The organism is Spongisporangium articulatum, from assembly GCF_044465595.1.
Classification (GTDB): domain Bacteria; phylum Actinomycetota; class Actinomycetes; order Actinomycetales; family Kineosporiaceae; genus Spongisporangium; species Spongisporangium articulatum.
This window is the reverse complement of sequence record NZ_JBITLV010000001.1, coordinates 328,364-344,071: the sequence shown is the minus strand read 5'-3', so window position 1 is coordinate 344,071 and position 15,708 is coordinate 328,364. Positions and strand designations below refer to the sequence as shown.

Annotated in this window: 14 protein-coding genes; 11 read left to right on the top strand and 3 right to left on the bottom strand. The window is 72.5% G+C overall.

Annotated elements, in window-relative coordinates; translation table 11 throughout:
* Entirely contained in the window at positions 1-1,263 is a 1,263-nt protein-coding gene (gene purD / locus ACIB24_RS01665; protein ID WP_398274204.1) for a phosphoribosylamine--glycine ligase, read from the top strand.
* Positions 1,264-1,335: 72 nt separating this feature from the next.
* Here the strand turns inward: purD and ACIB24_RS01660 are convergent, their stop codons facing one another.
* Positions 1,336-2,190 (bottom strand): SDR family NAD(P)-dependent oxidoreductase, encoded by an 855-nt coding sequence (locus ACIB24_RS01660; RefSeq protein WP_398274201.1) that lies wholly within the window; start codon positions 2,188-2,190, stop codon positions 1,336-1,338.
* Between the two features lie 49 nt (positions 2,191-2,239).
* The gene (locus ACIB24_RS01655; RefSeq protein WP_398274198.1) at positions 2,240-2,887 is read right to left on the bottom strand and encodes an MBL fold metallo-hydrolase; all 648 of its coding nucleotides are present in this window, start codon (positions 2,885-2,887) and stop codon (positions 2,240-2,242) included.
* A 51-nt stretch (positions 2,888-2,938) separates the two neighbouring features.
* On the opposite strand from ACIB24_RS01655, the gene ACIB24_RS01650 reads away from it, so the two are divergent.
* The 4 genes from ACIB24_RS01650 to purQ are packed head-to-tail and all read left to right on the top strand — an operon-like array spanning position 2,939 to position 5,737.
* Complete coding sequence (locus ACIB24_RS01650; RefSeq protein WP_398274196.1) at positions 2,939-4,237, top strand: 8-oxoguanine deaminase; 1,299 nt, start codon at positions 2,939-2,941, stop codon at positions 4,235-4,237.
* A gap of 24 nt (positions 4,238-4,261) precedes the next feature.
* Entirely contained in the window at positions 4,262-4,729 is a 468-nt protein-coding gene (locus tag ACIB24_RS01645) for a nucleoside deaminase (RefSeq protein ID WP_398274194.1), read from the top strand.
* Positions 4,730-4,787: 58 nt separating this feature from the next.
* Positions 4,788-5,048, top strand: coding sequence for a phosphoribosylformylglycinamidine synthase subunit PurS (gene purS, locus ACIB24_RS01640; protein ID WP_398274192.1), 261 nt, complete (start codon positions 4,788-4,790; stop codon positions 5,046-5,048).
* Positions 5,048-5,737, top strand: coding sequence for a phosphoribosylformylglycinamidine synthase subunit PurQ (purQ, locus tag ACIB24_RS01635; RefSeq protein ID WP_398274190.1), 690 nt, complete (start codon positions 5,048-5,050; stop codon positions 5,735-5,737). Before purS ends, purQ begins: the two co-directional genes overlap by 1 nt.
* On the opposite strand, the gene nhaA is transcribed toward purQ, so the two are convergent.
* Complete coding sequence (gene nhaA / locus ACIB24_RS01630; protein ID WP_398274187.1) at positions 5,727-8,159, bottom strand: Na+/H+ antiporter NhaA; 2,433 nt, start codon at positions 8,157-8,159, stop codon at positions 5,727-5,729. The genes purQ and nhaA overlap by 11 nt on opposite strands.
* Before the next feature lie 305 nt (positions 8,160-8,464).
* Here nhaA and purL point away from each other — a divergent pair, with 305 nt between their 5' ends.
* The 6 genes from purL (at position 8,465) to ACIB24_RS01600 (ending at position 15,701) form a co-directional block, all read left to right on the top strand.
* Positions 8,465-10,762 (top strand): phosphoribosylformylglycinamidine synthase subunit PurL, encoded by a 2,298-nt coding sequence (gene purL / locus ACIB24_RS01625; RefSeq protein ID WP_398276694.1) that lies wholly within the window; start codon positions 8,465-8,467, stop codon positions 10,760-10,762.
* A gap of 79 nt (positions 10,763-10,841) precedes the next feature.
* Positions 10,842-11,492: a 2-C-methyl-D-erythritol 4-phosphate cytidylyltransferase gene (locus ACIB24_RS01620; protein WP_398274184.1), complete on the top strand. Its 651-nt coding sequence runs from the start codon at positions 10,842-10,844 to the stop codon at positions 11,490-11,492.
* Positions 11,493-11,577: 85 nt separating this feature from the next.
* Complete coding sequence (locus ACIB24_RS01615; protein ID WP_398274181.1) at positions 11,578-12,426, top strand: DUF1206 domain-containing protein; 849 nt, start codon at positions 11,578-11,580, stop codon at positions 12,424-12,426.
* Between the two features lie 46 nt (positions 12,427-12,472).
* Positions 12,473-13,285: a polyphosphate kinase 2 gene (gene ppk2, locus ACIB24_RS01610; RefSeq protein WP_398274178.1), complete on the top strand. Its 813-nt coding sequence runs from the start codon at positions 12,473-12,475 to the stop codon at positions 13,283-13,285.
* Positions 13,286-13,377: 92 nt separating this feature from the next.
* Positions 13,378-14,490, top strand: coding sequence for an ABC transporter ATP-binding protein (locus ACIB24_RS01605; protein ID WP_398274175.1), 1,113 nt, complete (start codon positions 13,378-13,380; stop codon positions 14,488-14,490).
* An 11-nt stretch (positions 14,491-14,501) separates the two neighbouring features.
* Positions 14,502-15,701, top strand: coding sequence for an ABC transporter substrate-binding protein (locus ACIB24_RS01600; RefSeq protein ID WP_398274172.1), 1,200 nt, complete (start codon positions 14,502-14,504; stop codon positions 15,699-15,701).
* Positions 15,702-15,708 lie beyond the last annotated feature (7 nt).

Below are 15,708 nucleotides of genomic sequence, written 5' to 3'. Positions count from 1 at the left end.
GTGAAGGTTCTGCTGATCGGCAACGGCGCGCGCGAGCACGCCCTGACCCGCGCCCTGGCCGCCGACCCCGAGGTCACCGAGCTGCACGCCGCTCCGGGCAACCCGGGGATCGCGGCGTTGGCCCACTGCCACGCCGTCCAGGCCACCGACCCCGAGGCCGTCGGGGCGCTGGCCACCTCCCTCGGCGTCGACCTGGTGGTCGTCGGCCCGGAGGCGCCGCTCGTCGCCGGGGTCGGGGACGCCGTGCGCGCGGCCGGGATCGCCTGCTTCGGGCCGACCGGGGCCGCCGCGCAGCTGGAGGGGTCGAAGGCCTTCGCCAAGGACGTCATGGCCGCCGCCGGGGTACCCACGGCGGAGGCGCGGGTGTGCACGTCGATCGACGAGGTGGCCTCCGCCCTCACCGAGCTCGGCGCTCCGCACGTGGTGAAGGACGACGGGCTGGCGGCGGGCAAGGGGGTCGTCGTCACCGACGACATGGCCGCGGCGCTGGGCCACGCCGCGCAGTGTCTGGCCAAGCCGGGCGGGCGGGTCGTCGTCGAGGAGTTCCTGGCCGGGCCGGAGATCTCGCTGTTCTGCGTCACCGACGGTTCGACCGTCGTCCCGCTGGCCCCGGCCCAGGACTTCAAGCGCGCGCTGGACGGCGACGCCGGCCCGAACACCGGTGGGATGGGCGCGTACTCGCCGCTGCCGTGGGCCCCGGCCTCACTGGTGGACGACGTCGTGCGCGGCGTCGCACAGCCGACCGTCGACGAGATGGCTCGCCGGGGAACGCCTTTCGCGGGCCTGCTGTACTGCGGGCTGGTGCTGACCAAGCGCGGCGTCAAGGTGATCGAGTTCAACGCCCGGTTCGGCGACCCCGAGACGCAGGTCGTCCTGCCCCGCCTGGCCACGCCTCTGGGCGGCCTGCTGCTGGCCGCCGCGAACGGCACCCTGGCCGCGCACCCGCCCCTGATCTGGCGCGAGACCGCCGCGGTGACGGTGGTTCTCGCGGCGGCCGGGTACCCGGCGGACCCGAAGGCCGGCGACGTCATCACCGGCATCGGTGCGGCTGAGGGGGAGAACAGCTGGGTCGTGGCGGCCGGGGTGGCCCGCAACGCCGACGGTGCCCTGGTCAGCGCCGGCGGTCGCGTCCTGTCGGTCGTGGGCACGGGCCCCACGCTGGCGGCCGCACGCGACGCCGCCTACGCCGCCGTCGCCCGGATCGACCTGCCCGGCGGTCACCACCGCACGGACATCGCCGCCGAGGCCGCCGCGCACGCCTGACGTTCGGCGAAGATCACGGACCCGGCCGGGAACGGCCGAGCGGAACTCGCGCGAACCCGGCTGCGGCGCCGATCAACCGGTCCGCGACAGCATGCGCCGGGTGACCCGCGCGACGAGGCGCGGGTAGAACCGCGGCAGCGTGCGGACCAGGAGGTCGACGGCCTTCGCGTCGCGCCCGACCAGCACCCGCGGCCGGCCGGCGGCCACGCCGTCCAGGATGATCGCGGCGGCCTTCTCCGGCGGCATGACCAGCAGCTTCTCGTTGTACATCCGGACCCGGGCCCGGTCGGCGTCCGTCACGGTGCCCCCGCGCGCCTCGCGGGCCTCCAGCGCCGCGGTGGCGATGTTGGTGTGCACCCCGCCGGGGTGCACGACGGTCGCCCGCACCGGCGCGCCGCTGACCGCCAGCTCGGCGGCCAGCGTCTCGGTGAAGCCGCGCACGGCGAACTTGGCGGTCACGTACTCGCCGAGCATCGGCTGAGCCATGAAGCCGTTCAGGCTGGAGATGTTCACGACGTGCCCGTCACCGGAGGCGATCAGGTGCGGCAGGAAGATCTTCGTGCCGTGCAGCACGCCCCAGAGGTTCACGGCGAGCAGGCGGTCGTAGTCCGCCAACGTGGCCTCGAGGATCGACGAGCCCGAGCCGCTGATCCCGGCGTTGTTGTAGATCTGGTGGACCACCCCGTAGTGCCCGGCCACCGCCTCGGCGTAGGCCTCGAACGCGACTCGGTCGCCCACGTCCAGGTGTGCGGAGTGCACCTCGGCCCGCTGCGCGCGGGCCGCCTCGACCGTCGCGGCCAGCCCGGAGTCGTCCACGTCACTCAGCGCCAGCCGGGCGCCCCGGTCGGCCAGACCGAGCGCGAGGGCGCGGCCGATGCCCGACCCGGCGCCGGTCACCACGGCCACCTTGCCCTGGAATGAACCCATCGACGCCTCCGGTCCTGGTACGAGCTGGTACGAGAACGTACCAGGATGGTCAGAACTCGCTCGGCCCGGCGCCGTTCAGGTCGGTCACCGACAGCTCGGGCGCGACCCGGCCCAGGTTGCCCAGGTAGACGTTGCGCGCGAACGGCTGCAGCAGCGCGTCGTGGATCGGGAACAGCGACGAGGCGCCCACGGCCTGCACGAACGCGGAGGTCTCGCTGAACTTCGTCCAGGGCGCCTGCAGGGGGAAGGCCAGCACGTCGACCCCGGCCGGCGTGTACTCGTAGGTGTCGCCCGGGTGGAACAGGGTCGGTTCGCCGGCCGCCGACACCAGCAGCCCCACGTTGCCCACCCGCGGGATGGCCGGGTCGATCTCGGCGTGCACCCCACCGACGCCGGTCACGGTCACCGAGCCCAGCGTCAGCGACTGGTCGACGTGCAGGGCCGCCGCGTCGATGCCGACCTTCTCCAGCTCGGCCGCCGCCTCCGGCTCCGTCAGCAGCGACGCCTGCGGGTTGGCCTCCAGCAGGGCCGGCAGCCGTTCGACGTCCAGATGGTCGGGGTGCTGGTGGGTGACCAGCACGGCGTCCAGGTCGGTCAGTTCGACCCAGCCGTGCGAGAAGGCGCCCGGGTCGATCAGGAGGCGCGCCCCGGCGACCTCGACCAGCAGGCAGGAATGGCCGATGTGGGTGACGATCACGCGGCCCAGCCTGTCACGTCCTCGCAACAGCCGCCGGTTACCGTCCCGGACATGACCTCCCGACTGGTGATCCGCGGCGCCCGCACGTACGGCGACGTGGCCGTCGAGGACGGCGTGATCACCGCGGTCGGCGACGTGCCCGCCGAACCGGGCGACCGGGTGCTGGACGCCGACGGCGACATCCTCACCGCCGGGTTCGTGAACACCCACCACCACCTGTACCAATGGGCCACCCGCGGCCGGGCGGTGGACGACGGCCTGTTCGGGTGGCTCACCACGCTGTACCCGGTCTGGAACTCGCTCGACCCGGACGACGTCCACGCGGCCGCGCTCGTCGGTCTCGCCGAGTTGGCCATGACCGGCTGCACCACCGCCGCCGATCACCACTACCTGGTGCCCCGCGGCGACGACTCGGTGTTCGACCGGATCGCCGCGGCGGCCCGCCAGGTCGGCATCCGCGCCCATGTGGCCCGCGGGTCGATGGACCTGGGCGAGTCCCAGGGCGGCCTGCCGCCCGACGGCGTGGTCGAGGAGACCGACGCCATCCTGGCCAGCACGCAGTCGGTCTTCGAGCGGCTGCACGACGGTGACCGGATCGTCGTCACCGTCGCCCCCTGCTCGCCCTTCACGGTCACCCCGCGCCTGATGCAGGAGAGCGCCGACCTGGCCCGCCGGCTCGGCACGCAGCTGCACACGCACCTCTGCGAGACCCTCGACGAGGAGCGCGACACCCTCGCCCGCTACGGGCGACGCCCGCTCGACCTGGTCGCGGAGTGGGGCTGGATCGGCGACGACGTCTGGTTCGCGCACGGCATCCACTTCGACGACGCCGAGGTCGCCCGGCTCGGCGCCACCGGCACCGGGGTCGCGCACTGCCCGAGCAGCAACGCCCGGCTGGCCTCCGGCTTCTGCCGGGTGAGCGACCTGGTCGCCGCCGGTGCGCCCGTGGGGCTGGGCGTGGACGGCGTGGCCAGCAACGAGTCGGGCTCGCTCTTCACCGAGCTGCGCCAGGCCCTGTTCACCGGGCGCCAGCGCACCGGCGACGCCACCTCGATGACCTGCGCCCAGGTGCTCGACCTGGCCACCCGGGGCGGGGCTCGGGCCCTGGGCCGGGACGACGTGGGCGCGGTGGCGGTCGGTCTCAAGGCCGACCTCGCGATCTGGGCCGGGGAGGACGTCCAGGACGTCCCCGATCCGGTGGCCGCCCTGGTGCTGGGCCCGGACAAGCGGGTGAAGCACCTGCTCGTGGACGGCGAGTTCGTCGTCCAGGACGGCGAACTGCTGGGTGTCGACCTGGCTGCGGCGCGCGCCGACCTGGCCCGCCTGGCCCGCCGGCTGTGGGACCTCTGAACGGGAGCCTGGAAAGGGAGAGCGATGGACGACAAGGCATGGCTCGAGCGGGCGGTCGCGGCCGCCGCGCAGAACGTGCTGGACGGCGGGGGCCCGTTCGGCGCGCTCGTGGTCAAGGGCGACGAGCTGATCAGCGTCGGGGTGAACCGCGTGACCCCGACCCTGGACCCGACCGCGCACGCCGAGGTGGTCGCCATCCGCGACGCCTGCCAGAAGCTGCAGACGTTCAAGCTGGACGGCTGCCTGCTGGTCGCCTCGTGCGAGCCGTGCCCGCTGTGCCTGTCGGCCGCGCTCTGGGCCCGGATGGACCGGGTGATCTTCGCCGCCGACCGGCACGACGCCGCCGAGGCCGGGTTCGACGACCGGGCCTTCTACGAGGTGTTCACCACCCCGGTCGAGCAGTGGCCGGTCCAGGTCCAGCACCTGGGGGGCCCGGGCGCGACGCTGCCCTTCCAGCACTGGAACGACAAGGCCGACAAGGTCGAGTACTGAGCGTCCGGTAGTTTTGCGGGGTAACCCCGCCTACCGACCGCCGAACGACTGGAGCGTCATGGGTCGCGTCGTCATCGACGTCATGCCGAAGCCGGAGATCCTCGACCCGCAGGGCAAGGCCGTCGCCGGTGCGCTGGCCCGGCTCGGCTTCGACGGGTTCGCCGGGGCCCGGCAGGGCAAGCGGTTCGAGCTCGAGGTCGAGGGCGAGGTGGACGACGCCATGCTGGCCAAGGCGCGGGAGGCCGCCGAGACCCTGCTGGCCAACCTGGTGATCGAGGATGTCGTCAGCGTCCGGGCCGCTACGGAGGTCCCGGCCTGATGCGCGTCGGGGTCGTCACCTTCCCGGGCAGCCTGGACGACCGGGACGCCGCCCGCGCGGTCCGGATCGCCGGCGGCACCGCCGTCCCGCTGTGGCACGGCGACGCCGACCTGAAGGGCGTCGACGCGGTCGTCGTGCCGGGCGGGTTCTCCTACGGCGACTACCTGCGCTGCGGCGCGATCGCCCGGTTCGCGCCGGTGATGGACGAGATCGTCAAGGCGGCCTCGCCCGCGAGCGGCGGCTTGCCGGTGCTGGGCATCTGCAACGGCTTCCAGATCCTCTGCGAGAGCCACCTGCTGCCGGGCGCGTTGATCCGCAACGACCACCGGCACTTCATCTGCCGTGACCAGGAGCTGAGCGTCGAGCGCACCGACACGGTGTGGACGAGCGGGTACGCCCCCGGCGAGCGGATCACGATCCCGCTGAAGAACGGCGAGGGCGGGTTCGTCGCCGACGAGCGCACCCTCGACCAGCTGGAGGGCGAGGGCCGGGTGGTGTTCCGCTACCAGGGTTTCAACCCCAACGGCTCCTACCGCGACATCGCGGGGATCAGCAACGCCGCCGGCACCGTCGTCGGGCTGATGCCGCACCCCGAGCACGCCGTCGAGGCGCTGTTCGGCCCGGAGGGGTCCGGCATCGACGGCCTGCGGTTCTTCACCTCGGTGCTGGAGTCGCTGGTCAGCGCGTAACCGGTTCCGCCGCGGGTTCTTCGCCCTCGACGCCGAGCAGCAGGCCCCGGCGCAGCAGCATCGCCCGGTTGATCAGCGCGGCCAGGTCCGGGTGATCGGCGAACAGCTGCGGCAGCCGGTCCCGGGGGACGACGAGCACCTCGCCCGGGTCGTGCATCTTCAGGGCCAGGACCGGCGGCTCACCGGTCAACAGGCTGAGCTCGCCGAGGAACCGGCCGGGGCCGTGCGCGGAGACCAGCCGGTGGTCGTTCTTGTCGCCGCCGACCACGATGGCCATGCCCGACAGCACCACGAACAGCGCGTAGCCGGCTTCGCCGATGTGGGCCAGCACCTCGGCCGCCTCCGCCCGTCGGCGGGCCCCGTAGCGTTCCAGGATGCGCAGCTGCTCGGCGTCCAACCGCGGGTAGGAGCCCAGCAGGTCGGGCGTCTCGGCGATCGGCTCGTCCATGTCGGCCCGGGTCAGCGGGCGCCACGACCGGCTGCGCGTGCCGGGGGTCAGCTGCGACGTCTCCCAGAGGGCGTCGTCCACGTCGGCGTGCGGCGGGCGGGCCGGCATCCGGTACCCCGCGGCCATTTTCGCCTCGTGCAACAGGTTGGTCAGGGTCTCGGCGTCGTACTGCCCGACGACCCGGCGGTCACCGACGAAGAACGTCGGCGTGCCGTCGGCCCCGCTCGCCGCGGCGCTGGCCCGGTCCTGCGCGACCCGCTCGGCGTAGACGCCGGAGCCGAGTTCCCGCGCGAACCGCGGCACGTCGAGCCCGAGCGCGGCCGCATGCTGGACCAGGTCGCCCGCGGTCAGTTGGCCCTGGTGTTCGAACAGCCGGTCGTGCATCTCCCAGAACGCGCCCTGCGCACCGGCCGCCTCCGCCGCCTCGGCGGCCAGCTGCGCGTTGGGGTGGACGTCGGACAGCGGCAGGTGCCGGAACACGTAGCGCAGCCGGTCGCCGAACCGGGCCCGGACCTCCGCCACGGTGCCGGTGGCGCGACCGCAGAACGGGCACTCGAAGTCGCCGTACTCGACGAGCGTCACGAGCGCGTCGACCGGGCCGCGGATGTGGTCGCGTGACGGGTCGACCGGCAGGTCCAGGATGATCGGGCGGGCGCCGTCCTGCTCGGGGTGCCGCCACGCGCTGAGCCGGAACAGTGCCCAGCTCATCACCGTGGACGCGAGAACCGCCGCCAGCACGCCGATCTTGGCGTCGTCCGCGGCCTCGGAGCCGTCGAAGGCCAGGTCGATCACGAACAGCGAGACGGTGAACCCGATCCCGCCGAGCGCCGCGCCGCCCCACAGCTGCAGCATCGACACCCCGGGCGGGATCGTCTCGGGCCGCAGCCGGGCGCCCAGACTCGTCGTCAGCCCGATGCCCAGCGGCTTGCCGAGCACGAGACCCGCCACCACGCCCCACATCACGGGGGAGTGCACCGCGGCCCGCAGCGCCGCACCGTCCAGCCCGACCCCGGCGTTGGCCAGCGCGAACACCGGGACGATCACCAGCGCCGTCCACGGGCGGAGCAGTTCCTGCAGACGTTCGTTGGTCGAGACCGCCCGCTCCACGGACAGTTTCGTCAGGCGGGCCAGGCCCGGCAGCGGGGACTGGCGGAAGGCGCGGGCCAGCGCGGCCGCGCGGTCGACGTCCTGCGGGCGCGGCGAGTACGCGGCCACCAGCAGGCCGAGCAGGATGCCGCCGACCGACGGGTGCACGCCCGACTCGATCATCGCCACCCACATCACGAGCCCGACCACCAGATACGCGCCCCCGCGCCAGATCCGCAGGTGGGTCAGCACCACGATCGTCGCGATCGCGACGGCGGCCAGCGCCAGCGCGGGCACCGACACCTCGTCGGAGTAGACGACGGCGACGATGGTCAGCGCCACCACGTCGTCCACCACGGACAGGGACAGCAGGAAGACCCGCAGACCGCTGGACGACGAGGGCCCGACCAGCGCGAGGATGCCCAGCAGGAAGGCGGTGTCGGTCGCGACGACGGCGCCCCACCCCCCGGCGTCCGGGCCGCCCCGCACGACGGCCAGGTACACCAGCGCCGGGGCGAGGACGCCGCCGAGGGCGGCCAGCGACGGGACGATCAGCCGCGTCCGGTCGGTCAGCTCGCCGAGGGCCAGGTCGCGGCGCACCTCCAGGCCGATGACGAAGAAGAAGAGGGTCATCAGCCCGTCGTTGACCCAGTGCTGCAGGCTCAGGTCGATCGCGTGGCCGCCGGCCGACAGGGCGACGTGCTCGTGCCAGAACTCGTCGTAGCTGTGGCCCCAGGGGTCGTTGGCCCAGACCAGGGCGCCGATCACCCCGAGCAGCAGCAGCGCCGTGGACGTGACCTCGGGCGTCAGCCGGCGGCGCAGCTTCGCGGCCGTGCGGGTCGCCTTCGCCGACACGGTCTGCCCCAGGGACGTGGTGGCTGTGCTCATGTCGGTGTGCTCATGGGGGACCTCCGCGGATCGACTCGCCAGGTGGCCCGCAACGCCGGGGACTGCGCCTGTATGCCCGCCGATCATTCCCCGCCGACCGCGCCCCCCGCTACCCGCGCGATCCCGCCCATGATCACCGCTGATCCGTCATTCCGTCGGGTCGAACCCCGCCGATTGACGTCACGGCGGTGATCTTGCGCCGCCTCAGGTCGCAGCGCCTGATCGGCGGGCCCGGCCCGCCAAGTAGGCTCGACGCCGTGACGAGCGACTCGATCAGTACGTACGGCGCCGACCTGGACGCGGGCGTGGACGACGGCTCCACCCTCACCCCCGAGCAGCGCAAGTCGCTCGACACCGTCGACAAGGCCCGCGAGAGCGGCCCGGTCGAGCAGCCCTACGCCGCCCTCGGCATGAAGCTCGACGAGTACGAGCGGGTGCACGAGATCCTCGGCCGCCGCCCGACGTCGTCCGAGCTGGCCATGTACTCCGTGATGTGGTCGGAGCACTGCTCCTACAAGTCGTCCAAGGTGCACCTGCGCACGTTCGGGGACGAGACCACCGAGGAGATGCGCGAGCATCTGCTGGTCGGCATCGGTGAGAACGCGGGCGTGGTCGACATCGGCAACGGCTGGGCCGTCACGTTCAAGATCGAGAGCCACAACCACCCCAGCTACGTCGAGCCGTACCAGGGGGCGGCCACCGGGGTCGGCGGCATCGTGCGCGACATCATCAGCATGGGTGCGCGCCCGGTAGCCGTGATGGACCCGCTGCGCTTCGGCGCGCTCGACCACCCCGACACCAGGCGCGTGCTGCCCGGCGTCGTGGCCGGCATCGGCGGGTACGGCAACTGCCTGGGGCTGCCGAACATCGGCGGCGAGGTCGTGTTCGACCCCTGCTACCAGGGCAACCCCCTGGTCAACGCGCTGGCCGTCGGCACCCTGCGGCACGAGGACATCCACCTCGCGAACGCCCGCGGGACGGGCAATCTCGTCGTCCTCTTCGGTGCCCGCACCGGTGGTGACGGCATCGGCGGGGCCAGCATCCTGGCCAGCGAGACCTTCACCGAGGGCGGCCCGACCAAGCGGCCCGCCGTCCAGGTCGGCGACCCGTTCGCCGAGAAGGTGCTCATCGAGTGCTGCCTGGAACTGTTCAAAGCCGATGTGGTGCAGGGGATCCAGGACCTGGGGGCGGCCGGGCTCTCGTGCGCGTTCAGCGAACTGGCCAGCAACGGCGACGGCGGGATGCTCGTGCACCTCGACCGGGCGCCGCTGCGCGACCCGAACCTGGCGCCCGAGGAGATCCTGATGAGCGAGAGCCAGGAACGGATGATGGCCGTCGTCACCCCCGGCGACCTGGCCGCGTTCCTGGCCATCACCGCCCGCTGGGACGTCGAGGCCACCGTGATGGGCGAGGTCACCGACACCGGGCGGCTCGTCGTCCTGTGGCACGGCGAGACCATCGTCGACGTCCCGCCCCGCAGCGTGGCCCACGACGGCCCGGTGTACCACCGCCCGATGGCCCGCCCGGAGTGGCTCGACGCCCGCCAGGCCGACACCCCCGACCGCCTGCCCCGCCCCGAGAACCCCGACGCGCTGAAGGATCTCGTGCTGCGCATGGTCGCCTCGCCGAACCTGGCCAGCCGCTCGTGGGTCACCGACCAGTACGACCGGTACGTGCAGGGCAACACCGCGCAGGCCATGCCGGACGACGCGGGCGTGCTGCGCGTCGACGAGGAGACCGGTCTCGGGGTGGCGTTGGCGACGGACTGCAACGGCCGGTTCGGCGCCCTCGACCCCTACGCGGGCGCGCAGCTGGCGCTCGCCGAGGCCTACCGCAACGTGGCCGCCGCCGGGGGCCGCCCGATGGCCGTCTCCGACTGCCTCAACTTCGGCTCGCCCGAGGACCCGGCGGTCATGTGGCAGTTCGCCCAGGCCGTGCAGGGTCTCGCGGCCGGCTGCAAGCAGCTCGGCATCCCGGTCACGGGTGGGAACGTCAGCTTCTACAACCAGACCGGCGACGTCGCGATCCACCCGACGCCCGTGGTCGGGGTCCTCGGGGTGATGGACGACGTCGCACGCCGGACGCCGTCGGGCTGGAAGTCGGTCGGTGATCAGATCTTCCTGCTCGGGACGACGGGGGCCGAGTTCGGCGGCTCGGAATGGGCCTGGGTGGAGCACGGGCACCTCGGCGGCCTCCCGCCGAGGGTCGACCTGGAGGCCGAGCGGGCGCTGGCCACCGTGCTGACCGGCGCCTCGGCCGCGGGGCAAGTGCTGGCCGCGCACGACCTCTCGGACGGCGGTCTGGCCCAGGCCCTGGTCGAGGCGAGCCTGCGGTTCGGGGTCGGGGCGAGCGTGAACCTCGAGCACGTGCACGCCGACGCCTTCACCGCCCTGTTCAGCGAGTCGACCGCCCGGGCCGTCGTCGCGGTGCGCGCGGCCGACGTCGACGCCTTCCGGGCCCGGTGCGCGCAGGCCGAGGTGCCGGTGGCCGCGATCGGCGCCACCGGTGGCGAGAACCTCACCGTGTCGGGCCAGTTCACCCTCACGCTCGACGAGCTGCGCGCGGCCCACACCGCCACGCTGCCCGCCGTCCTGAACGCCTGACCCGCTCATGCTCCCGTCGTCCACCGGTAAGGGGCCGATACGTGGCCGACAGCGGTAGCTACCGGGAGTACGAGCGCCGGTGAGCGTCTGGGGCATCGTGCTGGCCGGGGGCGGTGGGACGCGGTTCGGGGGGCTCAAGCAGTTCGCCGTCGTCGGGGGCCGCACCATGCTCGAGCGCACCGTGCTGACCATGCAGGGGGTGACGGACGGCATCGTCCTGGTCCTCCCCGAGGGGCACCGGCCGCCCGACCACCTGCCCGTCGTCCACGCCACCGGTGGCGAGACCCGCGCCGGGTCGGTCCGCAACGGGCTGGCCGCCGTGCCGGAAGAGGCTGCGGTGGTGGTGATCTCGGACGCCGCGCACCCGCTGGCGAGCCCTGCGCTCTACGCGGGCGTGGTGGCCGCGGTACGGGCCGGGGCCGACGCCGCGGTCCCCGGACTGCCGCTGACCGACGCCGTCAAGACGCTCAACCCCGACGGGACGGCGGGCGCGACCATCCCCGCGGGCGGTCACGTCAGCGCCCAGATGCCGATGGCCTTCGACGCCGGGGCGCTGCGGGCCGCGCACGCGACCATCCCCGAGGCGGTCGAGGACTCGGCGGTGGTCACCGCGAACGGCGGCCGCGTCGTCCTGGTGCCCGGCGACCCGACCAACGTGCACGTCACCACCCAGGCCGAGCTGGCCGTCGTCCAGGCCCTGCTGCCGCTCGTCGACCCGACAGAGGCCTAACCGCGTCGGGGCCAGGTCGGCTGAGCGTGCGCGCGGCCTGAGCCGTGCCACGCTGTGATCGCCACCGTGACAGGGAAGAGGCGACATGGCACTCGACGACCGGGCCCGGGCGCACGCGCAGGAGGCCACGAGCACCGCGAAACGGGCCGCGGGTCAGGCCGACTCGCGCTGGGTGCAACTGCTCGGGCAGGTCGGGGTGGCGGCGATCGGCGTCGTCCACCTGCTCCTGGCCTGGCTGGCGTTGCAGGTCGCGTTCGGCGGCTCCGGAGGCAAGTCGGCCGACCAGACCGGAGCCATGGCCCAGCTGGCGGAGAACGCCGCGGGCAAGGTGCTGCTCGCGCTGATGGCGATCGGCTTCCTGGCCTGGGCGGCCTGGCAGGCGGTCGAGGCGGCCATCGGGTTCGAGAACGTCGAGGGCAAGGAACGGACGGGCAAGCGGGTCGCGGCCGCGGCGAAGGCGGTCATCGGGCTCAGCCTCGCCTTCCAGGCCGGCAAGCTGGTGTTCCAGGGCGGCACGAAGAGCTCGTCGCAGAAGCAGCAGGACTGGACCGGCACCGTGCTGGGCTGGGGGACCCCCGGCAAAGCGCTCGTGGTGATCGCCGGCCTGGTGATCATCGGCGTCGCCGGCTACCTGGTCTACGACGGCTGGAAGGGCGAGTTCCTGGACAAGATCCAGGGCGGGCTCGGCCGGGGCATGCGCCGGCTCGGACAGGGCGGTTACGTGGCCCGCGGCGTGGTCTACGGCGTGCTCGGCGTCCTGGTCGTGGTGGCCGGCGTCCAGGCCGACCCGGACGACGCCGCCGGGCTCGACCACGCGCTCAAGACCCTCGCCGACGCCCCCGCCGGCCCCTGGCTGCTCACCCTGGTGGCCCTCGGGCTGGCCTCCTTCGGCGTCTTCAGCGTGCTCACCGCCCACCGGCGGCGCGAACCGTAACCGTCGCGTCATTCCGCACGCCGTCGCGGCGGCCTACCGTTCGACGATGGGCAGGGACAAGCCGAAGAAGATCGACGACGAGACCTACGAGCGCGAGCTGTACCGCCTGCAGGCGGAGCTCGTGAAGGTCCAGGAGTGGGTGAAGGCCACGGGTCAGCGCCTGGTCGTCCTGTTCGAGGGCCGGGACGGCGCGGGCAAGGGCGGCACGATCAAACGGATCACGGAGTACCTGAACCCCCGGGTCGTGCGCATCGCGGCCCTGCCCGCACCGAGCGAGCGGGAACGCGGTCAGTGGTACTTCCAGCGCTACGTCGAGCAGCTGCCGGCGGCCGGCGAGATCGTGCTGTTCGACCGCTCCTGGTACAACCGCGCCGGCGTCGAACGGGTGATGGGGTTCTGCACGCCCGAGCAGGTCGGGCTCTTCTTCCGGCAGGCTCCGCTCTTCGAGGACATGCTGATCGAGGACGGCATCCTCCTGCGCAAGTACTGGTTCAGCGTCTCCGACGCCGAGCAGCAGAAGCGGTTCGCCTCGCGCCTGAACGACCCGATGCGCACGTGGAAGCTCTCCCCGATGGACCTGGAGTCCATCACCCGCTGGGAGGACTACTCCCGGGCCAAGGACGAGATGATGGCCTACACCGACACGACCCGGTCCCCGTGGTTCGTGGTCGAGAGCGACGTCAAGAAGCATGCCCGGCTGAACATGATGGCGCACCTGCTCTCCACGCTGGCCTACGTGGACGTCGCGCGGCCCGTGATCGAGATTCCCGAACGGCCCCGTCCGAAGGGGTACGTGAGGCCGCCCCGCGAGGCCTCCACCTACGTCCCCGATCACGCCGCGTCGCTGGTCGCGGGATGATCCGGTAACAGGTTGGATCATCCCGCGCCCCGGCCCCCTCCCCGTGGTTAGATTCCCGCCACGGGGATCACAGCGACCGCTCAGAAACTGAGGTGCCCTTGCCAGCCGGCCGTCCGGGAAGTCCCGCGATCGCCGTCCGAGGCCTGACGAAGACGTTCGGCACGGGCGACGGGCTCGTGCACGCCGTGGACCAGGTCGACCTGGAGGTCGCCGACGGCGAGTTCTTCGCCATGCTCGGGCCGTCGGGTTCGGGCAAGACCACGATGCTGCGGCTGATCGCCGGGTTCGAGCTGCCCACGTCGGGGACCGTCCTGCTGGGCGGGGACGACGTGACGCGCCGCCCGCCCAACCGGCGCGACGTGAACACGGTGTTCCAGGACTACGCGCTGTTCCCGCACATGAGCGTGGCCGAGAACGTGGGCTACGGGCTGCGGGTCAAGAAGGTCGGCCGGGCCGAGGCGCAGCAGCGGGTCGAGCAAGCGCTGGCCACCGTGCGCCTGGAGGGGTTCGGCGGGCGCCGCCCCACCCAGCTGTCCGGTGGGCAGCGGCAACGGGTCGCCCTGGCCCGTGCCCTGGTCAACCGGCCGCGGGTGCTGCTGCTCGACGAGCCGCTCGGCGCGCTGGACCTGAAGCTGCGCGAGGAGATGCAGGCCGAGCTGACCGCCATCCAGCGTGAGGTGGGCATCACCTTCGTGTTCGTCACGCACGACCAGACCGAGGCGCTGTCGATGAGCGACCGGGTGGCCGTGTTCAACCACGGGCGGATCGAGCAGGTCGGCCCGCCGGCCGAGGTGTACGAGCGGCCCGCGACGCCCTTCGTGGCCGGTTTCGTGGGCACGTCGAACCTGATCCCGCCCGACGTGGCCGAGACCCTGATCGGCCAGCGCGGCACGTTCAGCGTGCGCCCCGAGAAGATCTCGGTGGTGGACGACGGGTACGCGGCCGCCGACCACGAGGTCTTCGCCGCCGGGGTGGTCAGCCGGGTCCAGTACGCGGGGGCCACGAGCCGGCTCGAGGTGCAGCTGGACGCCGGTCCGCTCCTGGCCGTGCTGCGCCGCAACGATGTGGTCCAGTCCGGCGACACCGGTGGGCTGGTCGGTCGGAAGGTGCGGGTCGCGTGGGCGCGACGCAACGCCGTCCGACTCGGGGATTCAGGAACGTCTGGGGCAGTTGACGTCCCACCGGACGACGGTGGGGCCGAGTGAAGGAGAAGACAATGCGGAAGCAGCGTGCTCTGCTCTCGATGGCGGCGCTGTCGGCCTGCGCGCTGGCCGTCGCCGGCTGCGGTGGGTCGAGCAGCTCGGGCGGCGGCGGGACCTCACTGTCGGTGCCGAAGCTGTCGGCGCCCACCGCGCTCGGCAAGTCCGAGGGGCAGCTCAACCTGATCGCCTGGGCGGGTTACGCCGAGGACGGCACCAACGACAAGACCGTCGACTGGGTCACGCCGTTCGAGAAGCAGACCGGCTGCCAGGTCAACGTGAAGATCGGCAACACCTCCGACGAGATGGTGACGCTGATGAAGTCCGGCCAGTACGACGCCGTCTCGGCCTCCGGCGACGCGACGCTGCGCCTGATCTACGGCGGCGACGTGGCTCCCGTGAACACCAGCCTGGTGCCGAACTACAAGACGGTCAGCACGTTCCTGAAGGACAAGCCCTGGAACTCGGTGAACGGGCAGATGTACGGCATCCCGCACGGCTGGGGCGCCAACCTGCTCATGTCGAACAGCTCCGTGGTCAGCCCGGCGCCGACGTCGTGGGGTGCGGTGTTCGACGCGAACTCGCCCTACAAGGGCAAGATCACGGCCTACGACTCGCCCATCTACATCGCCGACGCGGCGCTCTACCTGAAGGCGACCAAGCCCGAACTGAAGATCACGAACCCCTACGAGCTCGACGACGCGCAGTTCACGGCGGCGGTCGACCTGCTCACCACGCAGCGGGGGCTGATCGGCGAGTACTGGTCGGACTACACCAAGGAGGTGTCCGCGTTCGAGAGCGGCGACTCGGTGATCGGCACGACCTGGCAGGTGATCGCCAACCTGATCACGGCCGACGCCAAGGTGAAGGTGAACGCCGTTCTGCCGCAGGAGGGTTCGACCGGTTGGTCGGACACGTGGATGGTCGGGGCCAAGGCCGCGCACCCGAACTGCGCCTACCAGTGGATGAACTGGATCATCTCGCCGAAGGTGAACGCCCAGGTGGCCGAGTGGTTCGGTGAGGCGCCGGCGCAGACGTTGTCCTGCAAGGAGACCGCGGACCCGGACCACTGCACGACCTACCATGCGACCGACTCGGCCTACGCCGCGAAGATCGCCTACTGGACGACGCCCACCAAGAACTGCGGTGACTCGCGGGGCAACGTCTGCAAGGACTACGCCGCGTGGACCCAGGCCTGGACGCAGATCAAGGGATGACCCACTC